Below are 15,929 nucleotides of genomic sequence, written 5' to 3'. Positions count from 1 at the left end.
TTAATGATATGGGGAATAATGTATTAATTATTGGAGCAAGTGGTGATATTGGTATAGCGATCTCGAAAAGGTTGGCTCAAGATGGCTATAAACTGATACTTCATTATAATAAAAACAAAGAGGCTTTGGGTCACTATATTAAAGATTTAAGCAGTGAAGCCATATTACAATTAATTCAGGCAGATTTAACTTCTTCCATCGAGTTGAAACGTTTCTTGCAACAACTGGTTTTTCCAGTAGACCATATCGTATTTGCCAGTGGCAAAACTTCTTTTGGTGTTTTCCAGCACGCAACGGAAGCACTGATGGATGAAATGCTTGCATTGCATGTGAAATCACCCTGGGTAATTACAAAGGAACTATTACCTGATATGATACGTCGCAAAACCGGTAATATCATTTTTATTACTTCTATTTGGGCCGAACAAGGCGCAAGTAATGAAGTGCTATATTCTTCAGTTAAGGGCTCTCAAAATAGCTTTGTAAGGGCCCTGGCAAAAGAAGTTGCTCCATCGGGTATTTCGGTCAACGCAATAAGCCCAGGATATATCGATACTAAAATGAATGGTCACTTTCTGGAAGATGAAAAAAAAGTAATAACAGAAGATATACCAATGAATCGGGCAGGACATCCCGATGAGGTTGCTCATGTCGTAAGTTTTCTAATGGATAGCCGTTCATCTTACATTCAAGGCGAAGTTATTAATATTACTGGTGGATGGTAATTAAATTTCTTCAGGAAGCATGTATAAACAAATAAGATACTCAAATACTATACATGTAAAAAAACTGAAGGAGGCATATATATATGTCAGTTCTTGATAACTTTGAATCATGGAAAGGTTTTTTGGCCAATAAATTAGATCAAGCGAAGCAGCAAGGCATGAGTGAGGAGACGATTCAGAACGTTGCACATGAGGTTGGAGACTATCTTGCACAAAGTGTTGACGCTAAAAATAATGAGGAAGCTGTACTTCGTGAACTTTGGAATGCGGCATCAGAACAAGAACAACAAGCAATTGCCAACACAATGGTTAAATTAGTACAAAATAATGGCAAATAAGCACCGTTATAAAAAGCTGCAGAATAATAACCTGCAGCTTTTTATTGTTTTTATATTTTGTAAAGATAATTACTTTTCACCCAGCCAAAAATCATTTATGATAGACTTATATTAATCTTGTATTATTATGGAAACAGAAGGAGACTACTCATGGAAAAAACGGAATGGTATTTTGAATATGAGATTCAAGTGAACCGTCCTGGTTTACTTGGTGATATTTCCTCTTTATTGGGAATGCTTTCCATAAATATTATTACAATAAACGGTGTGGAAAATCAAAGAAGAGGAATGCTGCTCCTATCTCAGTATGATGAAAATATAAAAAGGTTAAAACTAATTTTGGATACGATGGATACCATAATTGTTACAAAACTCCGAAAACCTAAACTGCGGGATAAGTTAGCTGTCAGGCATGGAAAATACATCCATAGAGATGTGGACGATCGTAAAACAATTCGTTTTGTTCGTGATGAACTTGGAATATTAGTTGATTTTATGGCAGAATTATATAAAGAAGAGGGTCATAAATTAATTGGTTTGCGGGGGATGCCTCGAGTTGGTAAAACGGAATCGGTGGTTGCTGCAAGTGTGTGTGCAAATAAAAGATGGTTATTTGTTTCCAGCACCTTATTAAAGCAAACAGTACGAAGTAAATTGATAGAAGGGGAGTACAACACAGATAATATTTATATTATTGATGGAGTCGTTTCAAAACGACGTGCAAATGAACAACATTGGCAATTAATTAGAGAGGTTATGCAACTGCCAGCTATAAAAGTTGTGGAACACCCTGATATCTTTGTTCAATCTACAGAATACAATATAGAAGATTTTGATTATATTATTGAATTACGCAGTCATGAAGATGAAAAAATTACATACGAGCCGCTTGAAGACCAGCAGTTTAATCAAGAAAGCGGATTTTCTATGTTCGATTTTTAAAATGGATGGTGTTAGTTATGGAAGTAGGTTCAAGGCTTAAGGAAGCTAGAGAAACAAAAGGACTGTCATTGGATAGCTTACAGGAAACTACAAAAATTCAAAAAAGATATTTGAAAGCTATTGAGGACGGCAACTTGCATATTTTACCTGGTAAATTTTATGCCAGGGCTTTTATTAAAGAATACGCCAATGCTGTAGGAATAGATCCAGCTGAATTATTACAAGAGTATAAGGAAGAAATACCCAAAACGGAAAATGATGAAGAGATACAATACAGCAGAATACAACGAACTAGAAAAGATAACAACCAGGATAAAAATTCAAAAGTATTTTCTGTCATTCCTACAATAATTGTTGTGTTGTTAATTATAGGTATCTTCTTTGTTGCATGGTTTTTGATTAAACAATCCATGGAGGATTCTAATTCCACTTCGCCAAAAGAACAAGATGAAAACGAAATAATAATTAATAACCCGGAAGATAATAATCAAGATGATCAAGATAATAATGAACAACAAAATGAGGACAGTTCAAAAGAAGGCGAAGATGATCAATCAAAAGATTCACAAGAACAAGAAAATGCTAAACAACCGGAGCTTCAACTAGTAGAAGAAGAGTCCAGTGGCACGAAATCAACCTTTAATCTACTAAATGCAGAAGATAAAGCAACAGTTACATTAGAAGCGGATGGAGAAACATGGCTGGACGTGAAAAATGAAAAGGATGAGTCGCTTTACAGCGGGATGTTAACAAGCGAGGACTCACCTATGGAATTGGAGGCCTCGGAGGCAGAACAAGTATATTTTAACATTGGAAACGCATCTGCCTTAACAATCAACATAAATGGGGTGGAGTTAAATTACCCTGTAGACCCAAATAAAAATGTAGTGCAGAAGATATGGGTAAACCTGCAAGAGCAATCTGAATAATTACTATGCCCATTTATACCCTTCCATTTTACAGGAAGGGTTTTATACCTTATTTTTGTTAGCCTAGGAGGAAATCGTACCAATGAACATACCAAATAGAATTACAATATCCCGTATTTTATTAATACCTATTTTTATTCTGTTGTTAAGCCTACCTCTTAACTGGGGAAACTGGGAGATTGGGGAAAGCACCTTACCAATAGCTGATTTTACAGCTGCATTATTATTTATTCTCGCATCTGTTACTGACTGGGTAGATGGTTATTATGCCCGTAAATATAATTTGGTGACGAATTTAGGAAAGTTCTTGGATCCACTTGCTGATAAACTGCTTGTTTCAGCAGCTTTAATTTTATTAGTTGAAATGGGATTTGCTCCTGCTTGGGTTGTCATTATTATAATAAGCAGGGAGTTCGCTGTTACAGGTCTTCGCCTTGTTGCAGCAGGTGAGGGATCTGTTCTTGCAGCAGGAAATATGGGGAAATTAAAAACAGCAACCCAGATGATTGCTATCGCTGCCCTCTTGCTTCATAACTTCCCTTTCTCTTTCATCGGATTTCCTTTTGGAACACTAATGCTTTATGTAGCTTTATTCTTTACAATTGTATCGGGCGTGGATTACTTTATTAAAAATTGGCATGTTATGAGGGATTCTAAGTGACAAAACAGATTAAAACAGAAATTATTGCAGTAGGCACTGAATTATTGCTTGGTCAGATCGCAAATACAAATGCCCAATGGTTGTCACAACAGTTGGCGAAATATGGATTAAATGTCTATTACCATGGTGTGGTTGGGGACAATCTTACGAGAGTGGAGGAAACCTTCAGAGATGCACAAAAACGTTCTGATATTATTATTGTGACAGGAGGCCTTGGACCAACAGATGATGATTTAACCAGGGAAGGATTCCAGCTTATCAGTAATTTACAGCTTGTGGAGCATCTGCCAGCTATGGAAAAGATAAGTTCATTTTTTAAAAAGCAAAACACGGAAATGACTCCAAATAATCGTAAACAAGCACGTATTTTTGAAGGTGCCCATGTTTTGGAGAATGAGAAAGGAATGGCACCTGGGATGATAGTCCACTTTGAAGAAAAGACATGGATTTTTCTTCCTGGTGTCCCTCGCGAAATGAAATACCTTGCGGAGAAGGAAGTCTTCCCGTATTTACAGAAAATGACCGGCCAATCCGATATTATCAAATCTACCGTACTCAAATTTATCGGAATTGGTGAGTCACGGCTGGAACACGAACTATATGATCTAATTAAAAATCAAAGTAACCCGACCATTGCCCCTTTAGCACAAAATGATGGTGTTGTTATTCGTTTAACAGTCAAGGCAAAGGCAGATGAAGAAGCTGATAAACTCCTTGGGTTAACGAAAGGAAAAATATTGGACAAGGTAGGAAAGTACTATTATGGTGCGGATGAGCAAACGGTTGAGGAAGAATTAATTGGATTACTCAAACAAGCTGGTAAAAAAATAGCTACAGCAGAGAGCTTAACCGGTGGTAAATTTACAGAAAGACTAGTATCTGTTAAAGGTGCTTCTCAGGTTTGTCGTGGTGGTGTCATATGTTATGATGCTAAAATGAAATCTGAGCTGTTAGGGGTTTCTGATGAAGTTATTAGATCATTTGGTACAGTGAGCAAAGAATGCGCTTTGGAAATGGCTGAAAATGCCTGGAAGCGAACTGGTTCAGATTTAGGGATCGGATTTACAGGAGTAGCGGGTCCAAGTCAGATGGAGAATAAGCCTGTTGGTACCGTGTTTATTGCGGTTAGTGATCGTAAAGGGAAGCATGTGGTTCAAGAGTATTCTTTCCAAGGAGATCGAACAGCTATTAGAAATAAAGCAGTCTTAAAAGGATTTGAAATTCTTTTTAATTATATAAAATCATAATTCTGTTCGGTTATATACGAGAATTTCGTTTATTCAATAAAAAAGCAAATCAGAAAATCATAATCTACTAATTTTTACCTTGTAAAAAAGCAGAACATTTATTCGTGTTTTTCTTGGCAAATATCAAAAAACATAGTATGATGTAAATAGTAGATTAAAGGAGGAAATACTTTGAGCGATAGAAAACAAGCGTTAGATATGGCGTTAAGACAAATAGAGAAGCAATTTGGTAAAGGGTCCATTATGAAATTGGGTGAACAGGAGCTACAGAAGATAGCTACCATTCCAAGTGGATCTTTAGCCTTGGATGTAGCATTGGGAATAGGCGGATATCCAAGAGGTAGAGTAGTAGAAATATATGGCCCTGAATCTTCTGGTAAAACTACTGTGGCGCTTCATGCTATTGCAGAAGCACAAAAACAGGGTGGACAAGCAGCGTTTATAGATGCGGAGCATGCTCTGGATCCGAACTATGCACGCGCCTTAGGAGTTAATATCGAAGAATTATTACTATCCCAGCCAGATACTGGTGAGCAGGCGTTGGAGATTGCTGAAGCTCTTGTACGAAGCGGTGCAGTAGATATTATCGTAGTGGATTCTGTAGCTGCTCTTGTACCTAAAGCAGAAATAGAGGGTGAGATGGGTGACTCTCATGTTGGCTTACAAGCACGATTAATGTCGCAGGCTCTACGAAAGCTTTCAGGTGCTATTAATAAATCACATACGACAGCAATTTTTATTAACCAAATTCGTGAAAAAGTTGGAGTTATGTTTGGTAACCCAGAGACAACGCCTGGTGGACGTGCACTTAAATTCTATTCTTCTGTTCGATTAGAAGTACGACGTGCAGAGACACTGAAGCAAGGGAACGATATAATGGGGAATAAAGCCCGTATAAAAGTAGTGAAAAACAAGGTTGCCCCTCCATTTAAACAGGCGGAAGTAGATATCATGTATGGTGAAGGTATTTCCAAAGAAGGAGAAATTCTTGATATTGGTTCAGATCTTGATATTGTTTTGAAAAGCGGTGCATGGTATTCCTACAATGAAGAACGGCTGGGTCAAGGAAGGGAAAATGCCAAGCAATTTTTAAAAGAAAATACAGATATGATGGCAGAAATTCACCGGGCTATACGCGATCATTATCAATTAGATGAAACCAAAGAAGAAACAGAGGAAGAAGTAGGACAAGGGAGTTTAGATGTATAGGAACAAAAGCGCAAGTCCCTTGGAGTAAAGAAGACAGGCTAAATTCGTCTATTCTTTAATATAAGTTATCCACAGGTTCTGAAATTTATAGTTTCCTAAGTTAATAAATAAGGAGAACCCCTTCCGCTACACAGTAGTAGATGGGGTTCTTTATTTACAGCAGGAAGCGTTTTGTGCAGACTTAAGACAATCTGATATAGTGCAAGATGGTTTGAGAATGAATCTTAATAGGAAGCTTTTCATTTTTTCTCCATCATAACATAAAATACATCTGCATTAACGTCTCTGAGTACGAGATAGAGAGACGGAATGTGTTATCATAGTTAGTTTCCTTTACATTAACTGAACCAAATACAAATTGTTCTATCTAAATATTTTTTATTATCCAATCCAACAACTTATGACGTTTCCTTGACATTCATGTGACAGACAATTAAAATTAAAAATGTATAAATTTATAATTTATATTCTATGATTTATTATTAATTTTGCATTGAAAAATGGTACATGCCGACAATAATGAATTGTAAAATTTTATAGCAACAGGAGGTGAAATTATGGAAAATCCTTTAATCATCTCCATTTTGCTTGCTCTATTCCTAATCGTCGGTATTGTTGTTGGTTATCTGATTCGTAAATCTATTGCGGAAGCTAAAATTTCTAGTGCAGAGACGTTGGCTAAACAAATAGTTGATGAGGCACACCGGAATGCAGATGCCGCTAAAAAAGAGGCACTTCTTGAGGCGAAGGATGAAAATCACAGACTTCGTCAGCAGACAGAAGAGGAATTGCGTGATCGTCGAAATGAAGTACAAAAGCAAGAAAATCGTCTGATGCAAAAAGAAGAAAATCTGGACAGAAAAAGTGAAACACTGGACAAGCGTGAGCTCTTGTTAGAGAAGAAAGAACAATCACTAACAGAAAAACAACAACAAATTGAAGAAATGGAAAGCAAAGTGGAAGCTACATTACAAGAGCAGCAAACGGAGCTTGAACGCATTTCAGGATATACAACTGACCAGGCTAGACAAGTTATTTTAGAGCGGATCGAAAAAGAAGTAGCGCATGAATCGGCTTTAATGATTAAAGAAGCAGAAAACCGAGCGAAAGAAGAAGCTGATAAAAAGGCCAAGAACATTCTTTCTTTGGCACTCCAGCGTTGTGCTGCAGATCATGTCGCCGAAACAACTGTTTCAGTTGTTAACTTGCCAAATGATGAAATGAAAGGTCGTATTATTGGCCGTGAAGGCCGAAATATACGAACTTTGGAAACACTGACAGGTATTGATTTGATTATCGATGATACACCAGAGGCAGTAATTTTATCCGGTTTTGATCCTATTCGAAGAGAAACAGCTCGTATGGCTCTAGAAAAACTAGTTCAAGACGGACGAATCCATCCTGCTCGCATCGAGGAGATGGTAGATAAAGCACGTCGGGAAGTTGATGAGTATATACGGGAAATTGGTGAAGAGACAACTTTCGAAGTAGGTGTACATGGTTTACATCCCGATCTGATAAAAATTCTCGGTCGTCTAAAATATCGTACTAGCTATGGACAAAATGTCTTGAAGCATTCTACAGAGGTTGCATATCTTGCCGGGCTGCTCGCTGCTGAATTAGGTGAAGATGTTACCTTGGCAAGAAGAGCTGGATTACTACATGACATTGGAAAAGCAATTGATCATGAAGTGGAAGGTAGTCACGTAGAAATCGGCAAAGAGCTTGCAATGAAGTATAAAGAGCACGAGGTAGTTATTAATTCAATTGCTTCTCATCATGGTGATGAGGAACCTACTTCCATTATCTCTGTACTAGTTGCAGCAGCCGATGCATTATCCGCAGCAAGACCTGGTGCACGAAGTGAAACGTTAGAAAACTATATCAAACGTCTAGAGAAATTGGAAGAAATTTCTGAGTCATTTGCTGGTGTTGAGAAATCATTTGCAATTCAAGCAGGTAGAGAAATCCGTATTATGGTTAAACCTGATGAAATTGATGACATTGAGTCTGTTCGAATTGCCCGCGATATACGAAAGCGAATCGAAGGAGAGCTTGATTATCCAGGTCATATAAAAGTTACTGTTATTCGGGAAACGAGATCAGTAGAGTATGCAAAATAAAAGCGGTCATTTGGCCGCTTTTATTTTTGCTTAGGAAATAATAAAATTTGGCTCTAAAATAAATGGATCTTTATAGAAGAGATATAAGGATACATACTGAGGTTTTATGCAAAACAGTATAAGGAGATGATGATAAATATGAAAATTCTGTTCATTGGTGATGTTGTAGGTTCGCCGGGTAGAGACATGGTACATGAATATCTACCGAAGTTAAAGGAAAAGTATCGCCCACACCTTACTATTGTTAATGGAGAAAATGCAGCATCTGGTAAAGGAATAACAGAGAAAATATATAAGAAATTTCTTGAAGATGGAGCTAATGTAGTTACGATGGGAAATCATACGTGGGATAAAAAAGAAATATTTGATTTTATAGATGATGCGAAGAACCTTATAAGGCCGGCTAATTTCCCAGAAAACAATCCTGGCAAGGGAATAGTATACATTAATATTAACGGACAGGAAGTAGCTGTTGTTAACCTGCAAGGTCGGGCATTTCTTCCCCCAAGTGATGACCCTTTTACAAAAATTGATGAATTAGTCACAGAAGCAAAGCAGCGGACCGATATAATTTTTCTTGATTTTCATGGAGAAGCAACGAGTGAAAAGCAAGCTATGGGTTGGTACCTTGATGGAAGAGTAAGCGCGGTTGTAGGAACTCACACACATACACAAACTGCAGATGAGCGTATATTACCGAATGGAACGGCATATATATCAGATGTTGGTATGACTGGTCCATATGATGGAATATTAGGGGTCGAAAGGGATGCTGTAATTAAGAGGTTTCTTACTTCTATGCCAGTACGTTTTGAAATTACAAAAGAGGGAAGAACACAATTAAACGGATTTCTGGTTACGATCGATAAGAACAATGGAAAAGCTACCCATGTAGAAAGAATTTTAATAAACGAAGACCATCCATTTTTTGGATAATTCATTGAATGTTTTGTATATTTGGTTCATAATAATGTAATAAGCTAACATCTCCAGGAATATAGTAGAAATAGAACTATAATAGGAAATCAAGGAGGTACTAGTAATGGACGTATTAAAGGTTTCAGCAAAATCAAATCCAAATTCAGTAGCAGGTGCACTTGCAAATGTTTTACGTGAACGTGGATCAGCAGAAATTCAGGCGATTGGTGCGGGTGCTTTAAACCAAGCAGTTAAGGCAGTAGCCATCTCCCGCGGATTTGTTGCACCAAGTGGAGTAGATCTTATTTGTATACCAGCTTTTACTGACATCATGATTGATAATGAAGAAAGAACCGCTATTAAACTTATTATTGAACCAAGGTAGCTTATTTATCCAGAAGCAAGCAGCAGTATTACGCTTAAACGTAATACTGCTTTTTGATTGGTTAAGGAACTATAAAAATGTCTCAATAGCTATTAGAGTTAACCAATGATTCGGAAGTAACTTGATTAGGATATGAAAATTAGCTTTTTTACAAGAAAGCTCGCTGAAACAATGATTCTGGTTACACCACAGCTATGGAAAATACTGCGCTTTTCGGGGGCGGCTGATGAGCCTCGGGACAACACGATGTTGGTCATGAAGGCGTTGCGACCCGACGACCCGACTTTAGCCTTCCAACCTTTAAATCGAATTCCGGGGTCTCACCTATGCCTCAGCTCTCCCAGAACAAGTAAGGCTTCGTTAGCTTAACATCGCACGAAGAAAATGTGTGCTTTCATTTTCAAGGAGTCTACGTATTTTCCTCAGCTTAATTTTACCTGCGGAAATCAATGGGTCCATCCGCTTTCTTAAAATGAGGTATACTTTAGTTCGGAGTTTCCTACTATGAATGTACGGGAGAATGTTTTTTCACCCCAAACATTAGCAATAGTAAAAAATTGAATCAAAATATAGTTTTTATTACTCAATTGGTGATTATGACAATTTTATTAAATTATTATAAGGTAAGCGAAATTATCTTATTAGCTATTTGGTTACATATTGTTAATTTTGTTTATAGGGCTTATACTGGAATAATGTATAACCCTGTTAAAATTGAAAGGAGTTTCTTTAATGAACGAACAACAGCGTAAAGAACAAGCACAAATTAAACAAGTGGACGCCGCGGACAGAAAATCCGGCCAGGAAAAACCACTTAGTGAAAAAACAAGTGCAGATTTCGCGAAGTATTTTGAGACTACTTATGAGCCTCCAAATTTAAATAAAGCACGTAAGCGTGGGCGAGACAAAGTAAATGTGCATTATGATTTTGCGATTCCTGAAGATATGGAAAACATAGGTGAAGGTAAAAAGTTTCTCATCCGTACATACGGGTGTCAGATGAATGAACATGATACAGAAGTCATGGCTGGCATCTTAACCGAGATGGGTTATGAATCAACAACCGAAACAGAAGAAGCAGATATTATTTTGCTCAATACATGTGCTATCCGTGAGAATGCAGAGAATAAAGTTTTCGGTGAAATCGGACATTTAAAACCTTTGAAGTTGGAAAAGCCTGATCTCATTCTTGGTGTTTGTGGGTGTATGTCACAGGAAGAATCTGTTGTAAATAGAATTCTTAAAAAGCATCAGCATGTTGACTTGATCTTTGGTACACATAATATACATCGATTGCCGCACCTGGTTAAAGAAGCTATGTTTGGTAAGGAAAAGATAATAGAAGTGTGGTCAAAAGAGGGAGATGTAATTGAAAATCTACCTAAAGCCCGTAAAGGGAAAATCAAGGCATGGGTTAACATAATGTACGGCTGTGATAAGTTTTGTACCTATTGTATTGTCCCTATGACACGCGGAAAAGAGCGAAGCAGAAGACCAGAGGATATTATTCAGGAAGTACGTCATTTAGCCGCACAGGGATATCAGGAAGTAACTCTTCTAGGGCAGAATGTAAATGCGTATGGGAAAGATTTTGATGATATGGCCTATGGATTGGGTGATTTAATGGATGCCATTCATAAAATTGATATTCCGCGTGTTCGCTTTACGACGTCTCACCCAAGAGACTTTGATGACCGTTTAATCGAAGTATTAGCAAAAGGCGGTAACCTATTAGATCATATTCATTTACCTGTACAATCCGGAAGCAGTGAAGTCTTGAAAAAAATGAACCGTAAATACACACGTGAGGAATATTTGGAATTAGTTCATAAAATACGGAAAGCCATGCCGAACGCCACTTTAACCACAGATATTATTGTTGGTTTCCCTAATGAAACTGATGAACAATTTGAAGAAACAATGACTTTAGTGGAAGAAGTCGGTTTTGAAGCAGCATATACATTTATATACTCACCACGTGAGGGCACACCGGCCGCTCGAAAGAAAGATGATATTCCAGAGGATGTTAAAAAGCAACGTTTATACCGACTCAATGAACTGGTAAATAAGCAATCGGCAGAGTCAATGAAAAAGTATGACAAGCAAGTTGTTAGCGTATTGGTAGAAGGAGAAAGTAAAAAGGATCCAGATGTACTTGCCGGCTATACGGAAAGAAATAAGCTGGTTAACTTTAAAGGACCAAAATCAGCAATAGGAAAAATTGTAGATGTTGAAATAACAGAAGCGAAGACATGGTCATTAAATGGTATCATGGTAGAAAATACAGTAGAGGTGAACTGATATGGCTCAATATACACGAACAGAAATATTAGATGAAGCAAAAAAGTTAGCGAGTATGCTTGCTAGTACAGAAGAGATTGACCGTTTTAAGCAGGTAGAGGCAAAGATAAATGAAAACCAGAAAGTACAGCAACTGATCAAACGAATAAAGGCACTACAAAAACAAGCTGTAAACTTCCAGGCTTATGGAAAATCAGAAGCTTTAAAGAAGGTAGAAGCAGAAATTGACCGATTACAAGAAGAAATCGACGCAATTCCTGTTGTACAGGAATTTAAAGAAACACAGGTTGTTGTGAATGATGTATTACAGTTAGTTTCAGGAACCATAGCAAGAGAGGTAACAAATAATGTAATTGAATCCACAGGTGGAGATCTCCTTGCAGGAGAAACAGGCTCAAAACAGCAAAATAGCATGGGTTGCGGTCATTAAGGAAAGAAAACCAGAAAAAACAATTTGTTTTTTCTGGTTTTCTCTTTTACATAGTAGTGTTCATATGCTCGACCAGCCATGTCAATCTATAACCGTAGCATCTAGCAAATTTTATTTCTTTTTCTAAAATAAGCAAACAACGATTTCCAAAATGATCGTTATTAAAATTAACTTTTATATGTGGCTAAACGGTTGCTGAACTTTTTCTTTATTTATTCCTCTTTTTCTTATTCAGATGTTATGCACTTTAGGTATTTGTCTTGCATAAAATGATTATGAACAAAGAGGAGGTAAAAGTAGCTATGACTTTTCTAAACCGTGACTATAGAGAAATCATTACGAAAGCCGTTTGTGGTAAAGGGAAAAAGTTCACTCAAACATCCCATTCGATTACGCCAACCCATAAGCCGTCAAGCATACTTGGGTGCTGGGTAATTAATCATTTATACAATGCTAAGAAAAAGTCGGAGGACACCGTTGAGATCAATGGTAGTTATGATATAAACATCTGGTATTCGTACAATGACAATACGAAAACAGAAGTAGTCACCGAAAGGGTCACTTATTGTGATGTTATTCCGCTCTCCGTTAAAGATGAGCATTGCATAAATGATGAGTTTGATGTCATTGCCAAGGTGGTTCAACAACCTAACTGCCTTGAGTGCAAAATCTCCAACAAAGGACATAAAATTGTTGTAGAAATAGAAAGGGAATTTGTTGTTCAAGTAATTGGTGAGACAAAAATTTCTGTCAAAGTAAACCCACATTGGGAGAAAGATCACGACGATGAAGATGACGATGGATGGGATTTTGAATTAACTGACGATGAGCTAAGTAACGTAGATCCTGAATTCATGGATCATAAAGACTAACTCTAAATACGAGGATTTAATTCCTCGTATTTTATTTTTGAACAATAAAAAAGAAAAAATCTATTGTTTCGGTTTTCCTAGTGTTTTATTGAGAATGAAAGGCGATTAAGCGGAGGTAAAGGTCGGACAAGCGATCTTAAAGGATGGGGCAACATCTGTCTTTCTTACTTGTGCGTTATTCGTCGAAATGAAGGTAAATATGCTATAATGACAAAAGAATAAATGGGTAAGTGGAGGAAAAATGATGGCAAAATATACACCGATGATGGAGCAATATTTAAAAATTAAAGCAGAAAACAAAGATGCTTTTTTATTTTTTCGACTTGGTGATTTCTATGAAATGTTTTTTGATGATGCAATTCAAGCATCCAGAGAACTGGAGATCACTCTTACGAAGCGAGATTCAGGACAAAAAGAACCTATACCCATGTGCGGAGTTCCATACCATGCTGCGGGAAATTATATTAAAACACTTATTGAAAAGGGATATAAAGTAGCAATTTGTGAACAAGTTGAAGACCCGAAGACAGCAAAAGGTGTGGTAAAACGAGAAGTGGTTCAACTTATTACTCCAGGTACTGTTATGGAATCAGGAATGCTTCGTGAAGGAGAGAATAATTATATAGCCAGCCTTTCCCATTTTCAGGACGGATCGTATGTAGTTGTTTATCATGATTTATCTACAGGAGAAAACAGGCTAGCTCTCATTATGGATGGATGGGATGCAGTTATTCACGAATTATATAACCAGCCAATTAAAGAAATAGTTATTTCTTCTCATCTACCAGAACAATTACAACAACAACTACAGGGTAAGTTGCATGTAACCTTATCCTATCAGGATATTGTAGACTTTAATGCTGAATACCGTGATCTTTGCGAGAACTTAAATGATGAAAGGCTATTAAAAGCCTTCAGCCGGTTATTGAATTATGTTCAACACACACAGAAACGTTCTTTACACCATTTACAGCAAGCAAAAGTGATCGAATTGCAGGAACATTTGTCATTAGACATGTATTCAAAAAGAAATCTGGAATTAACTGAAACTATTATTAAAAAAGGGAAACATGGTAGTCTGCTATGGGTGCTTGATAAGACAGCAACTGCAATGGGGTCCAGACTATTAAAAAAATGGCTGGAACGTCCTCTCTTAAACCAAAAAAAGATTGAGGAGAGACTTGAAATAGTAGAGGGTTTTGTGCAAGCGTTTATGGAGCGTGACCAGCTAAGAGAAGTATTAAAGTCTGTATATGATATGGAACGGTTAGCAGGCAGAGTGGCATTTGGAAATGTAAATGCCAGAGATTTAGTACAACTTAGACAATCTCTTGAAAAACTACCTGAGATTAAGGAAATTCTTTCAGGGTTTAAAGGTGAGGAAATAAGCCGGCTAGCTGATCAGCTGCTATTTCCGGATAAGTTGGTAGACTTATTAAACACGAGTTTAGTAGATAATCCGCCCATTTCCATTAAAGAAGGTTCGATAATTAAAGATGGGTATCACGCACAATTGGATACATATAGGGATGCTTCTCGAAATGGAAAACAATGGATAGCAGAGCTGGAGCAGAAAGAAAAGAAGGAGACAAACATTAAATCTTTAAAGATTGGTTATAATCGGGTTTTTGGCTATTATATAGAGGTTACTAAAGCAAACCTGCATTTGCTGCCAGAGGGTAAATATGAACGAAAACAGACCCTTACAAACGCAGAGAGATATATTACTCCGGAATTAAAAGAAAAAGAGCAGCTCATTTTAGAAGCAGAAGAAAAAAGTGTTGAGTTGGAATATCAATTATTCCTAGAAATCAGGGACCAAATAAAAGAGCATATACCTCAGTTACAGCATATTGCTGATGTCATAAGTAAAGTCGATGTATTACAGGCATTTGCAACGGTTAGTGAAACAAATAATTATCGAAGACCAAGCTTTTCTTCTAATCATACACTAACTATTAAGAATGGCAGGCATCCGGTTATTGAACAAGTAATGAAGAACGGTACATTTGTTCCAAATGATATTTCGTTGAACCCTGATAGAAATATGTTGCTAATTACCGGTCCGAATATGTCAGGGAAAAGTACATATATGCGTCAGTTAGCCTTGACGGTTATAATGGGGCAAATCGGCTGTTTCGTTCCGTGTGAAGATGCGGAATTAATTATTTTCGATCAAATTTTTACTAGAATCGGAGCGGCAGATGACCTTGTTTCCGGTCAAAGTACCTTTATGGTAGAAATGCTAGAGGCAAAGCATGCTTTATCCCATGCGACAGACCGAAGTTTAATATTGCTGGATGAAATAGGAAGAGGAACAAGTACGTATGATGGAATGGCGCTTGCCCAGGCAATTGTGGAATATATTCACAATAACCTCCAGGCAAAGACATTGTTTTCCACACATTATCATGAACTGACAATATTGGATGAATCCCTTCCACAACTGAAAAACATTCATGTACGTGCAGAGGAATATGAAGGAAATGTGGTTTTTCTTCACCAAATTAAAGAAGGACCTGCAGATAAAAGCTATGGTATCCACGTAGCGAAACTGGCTGAGCTACCAGAGGAATTAATAGATCGAGCAAGTGAAATATTAGAGAAGCTTGAGAACGAAGGAAAGCCTTCTTCCAAGGTAGATAATAACGAAAGTGGTCAACTGTCATTTTTTGACGAAGCACAAATACCGCCTAAGACTGTAAATGAAAAGCAACAAGGTTCATCAGAAAAAGTAATTGAAGATTTAAGGGAAATGGATCTTTTTGCTTTGACGCCACTTGACGCTATGAATGAGTTGTATCGGTTGCAAAAGCAAGTTAAAAAGTACTAAGGGAAAGGAATTGTTT

The 15,929-nt window shown here is 37.2% G+C and carries 14 protein-coding genes; all 14 read left to right on the top strand.

Annotation, left to right across the window (positions count from 1 at the left end):
• Positions 1-8: 8 nt before the first annotated feature.
• The 14 genes from ymfI to mutS all read left to right on the top strand — a co-directional run bounded on the left by ymfI (position 9) and on the right by mutS (position 15,913).
• Positions 9-725: an elongation factor P 5-aminopentanone reductase gene (ymfI, locus tag X953_RS10945; protein WP_040955607.1), complete on the top strand. Its 717-nt coding sequence runs from the start codon at positions 9-11 to the stop codon at positions 723-725.
• 83 nt (positions 726-808) lie between these two features.
• The gene (locus X953_RS10940) at positions 809-1,063 is read left to right on the top strand and encodes a DUF3243 domain-containing protein (RefSeq protein WP_040955606.1); all 255 of its coding nucleotides are present in this window, start codon (positions 809-811) and stop codon (positions 1,061-1,063) included.
• Between the two features lie 150 nt (positions 1,064-1,213).
• Entirely contained in the window at positions 1,214-2,005 is a 792-nt protein-coding gene (locus tag X953_RS10935) for a YmfK family protein (protein WP_040955605.1), read from the top strand.
• A gap of 17 nt (positions 2,006-2,022) precedes the next feature.
• Positions 2,023-2,934, top strand: coding sequence for a RodZ domain-containing protein (locus X953_RS10930; RefSeq protein ID WP_040955604.1), 912 nt, complete (start codon positions 2,023-2,025; stop codon positions 2,932-2,934).
• Positions 2,935-3,016: 82 nt separating this feature from the next.
• Positions 3,017-3,595, top strand: coding sequence for a CDP-diacylglycerol--glycerol-3-phosphate 3-phosphatidyltransferase (gene pgsA, locus X953_RS10925; protein ID WP_040955603.1), 579 nt, complete (start codon positions 3,017-3,019; stop codon positions 3,593-3,595).
• On the top strand, positions 3,592-4,842 hold the full coding sequence (locus X953_RS10920) for a competence/damage-inducible protein A (protein ID WP_040955602.1): 1,251 nt from the start codon (positions 3,592-3,594) through the stop codon (positions 4,840-4,842). Before pgsA ends, X953_RS10920 begins: the two co-directional genes overlap by 4 nt.
• Positions 4,843-5,013: 171 nt before the next feature.
• The gene (gene recA / locus X953_RS10915) at positions 5,014-6,051 is read left to right on the top strand and encodes a recombinase RecA (RefSeq protein WP_040955601.1); all 1,038 of its coding nucleotides are present in this window, start codon (positions 5,014-5,016) and stop codon (positions 6,049-6,051) included.
• 557 nt (positions 6,052-6,608) lie between these two features.
• Positions 6,609-8,174 (top strand): ribonuclease Y, encoded by a 1,566-nt coding sequence (rny, locus tag X953_RS10910; RefSeq protein WP_040955600.1) that lies wholly within the window; start codon positions 6,609-6,611, stop codon positions 8,172-8,174.
• Positions 8,175-8,312: 138 nt separating this feature from the next.
• A complete protein-coding gene (locus X953_RS10905; RefSeq protein WP_040955599.1) occupies positions 8,313-9,110 on the top strand; it encodes a TIGR00282 family metallophosphoesterase in 798 nt (265 codons plus the stop codon).
• A gap of 106 nt (positions 9,111-9,216) precedes the next feature.
• A complete protein-coding gene (locus X953_RS10900) occupies positions 9,217-9,477 on the top strand; it encodes a stage V sporulation protein S (protein WP_019379345.1) in 261 nt (86 codons plus the stop codon).
• Between the two features lie 732 nt (positions 9,478-10,209).
• Complete coding sequence (gene miaB / locus X953_RS10895; protein WP_040955598.1) at positions 10,210-11,778, top strand: tRNA (N6-isopentenyl adenosine(37)-C2)-methylthiotransferase MiaB; 1,569 nt, start codon at positions 10,210-10,212, stop codon at positions 11,776-11,778.
• Between the two features lies 1 nt (position 11,779).
• Positions 11,780-12,208: a RicAFT regulatory complex protein RicA family protein gene (locus X953_RS10890; RefSeq protein WP_040955597.1), complete on the top strand. Its 429-nt coding sequence runs from the start codon at positions 11,780-11,782 to the stop codon at positions 12,206-12,208.
• Between the two features lie 302 nt (positions 12,209-12,510).
• The gene (locus X953_RS10885) at positions 12,511-13,080 is read left to right on the top strand and encodes an outer spore coat protein CotE (RefSeq protein WP_040955596.1); all 570 of its coding nucleotides are present in this window, start codon (positions 12,511-12,513) and stop codon (positions 13,078-13,080) included.
• Positions 13,081-13,324: 244 nt separating this feature from the next.
• A complete protein-coding gene (gene mutS, locus X953_RS10880; protein ID WP_040955595.1) occupies positions 13,325-15,913 on the top strand; it encodes a DNA mismatch repair protein MutS in 2,589 nt (862 codons plus the stop codon).
• Positions 15,914-15,929 lie beyond the last annotated feature (16 nt).

Source organism: Virgibacillus sp. SK37, from assembly GCF_000725285.1.
Taxonomy (GTDB): domain Bacteria; phylum Bacillota; class Bacilli; order Bacillales; family Amphibacillaceae; genus Virgibacillus_Q.
Note: the sequence above shows the minus strand (reverse complement) of the source record. Positions and strands in the feature narration are given on the sequence as shown.

What these genes read in the sequence shown, in the direction of transcription:
- X953_RS10885 (WP_040955596.1), top strand. Translation starts at nt 12,511, where the DNA reads ATGACTTTTCTAAACCGTGACTATAGAGAAATCATTACGAAAGCCGTT.
- X953_RS10900 (WP_019379345.1), top strand. Translation starts at nt 9,217, where the DNA reads ATGGACGTATTAAAGGTTTCAGCAAAATCAAATCCAAATTCAGTAGCA.
- pgsA (WP_040955603.1), top strand. Translation starts at nt 3,017, where the DNA reads ATGAACATACCAAATAGAATTACAATATCCCGTATTTTATTAATACCT.
- X953_RS10890 (WP_040955597.1), top strand. Translation starts at nt 11,780, where the DNA reads ATGGCTCAATATACACGAACAGAAATATTAGATGAAGCAAAAAAGTTA.
- X953_RS10930 (WP_040955604.1), top strand. Translation starts at nt 2,023, where the DNA reads ATGGAAGTAGGTTCAAGGCTTAAGGAAGCTAGAGAAACAAAAGGACTG.
- miaB (WP_040955598.1), top strand. Translation starts at nt 10,210, where the DNA reads ATGAACGAACAACAGCGTAAAGAACAAGCACAAATTAAACAAGTGGAC.
- X953_RS10940 (WP_040955606.1), top strand. Translation starts at nt 809, where the DNA reads ATGTCAGTTCTTGATAACTTTGAATCATGGAAAGGTTTTTTGGCCAAT.
- X953_RS10935 (WP_040955605.1), top strand. Translation starts at nt 1,214, where the DNA reads ATGGAAAAAACGGAATGGTATTTTGAATATGAGATTCAAGTGAACCGT.
- rny (WP_040955600.1), top strand. Translation starts at nt 6,609, where the DNA reads ATGGAAAATCCTTTAATCATCTCCATTTTGCTTGCTCTATTCCTAATC.
- mutS (WP_040955595.1), top strand. Translation starts at nt 13,325, where the DNA reads ATGGCAAAATATACACCGATGATGGAGCAATATTTAAAAATTAAAGCA.
- ymfI (WP_040955607.1), top strand. Translation starts at nt 9, where the DNA reads ATGGGGAATAATGTATTAATTATTGGAGCAAGTGGTGATATTGGTATA.
- X953_RS10905 (WP_040955599.1), top strand. Translation starts at nt 8,313, where the DNA reads ATGAAAATTCTGTTCATTGGTGATGTTGTAGGTTCGCCGGGTAGAGAC.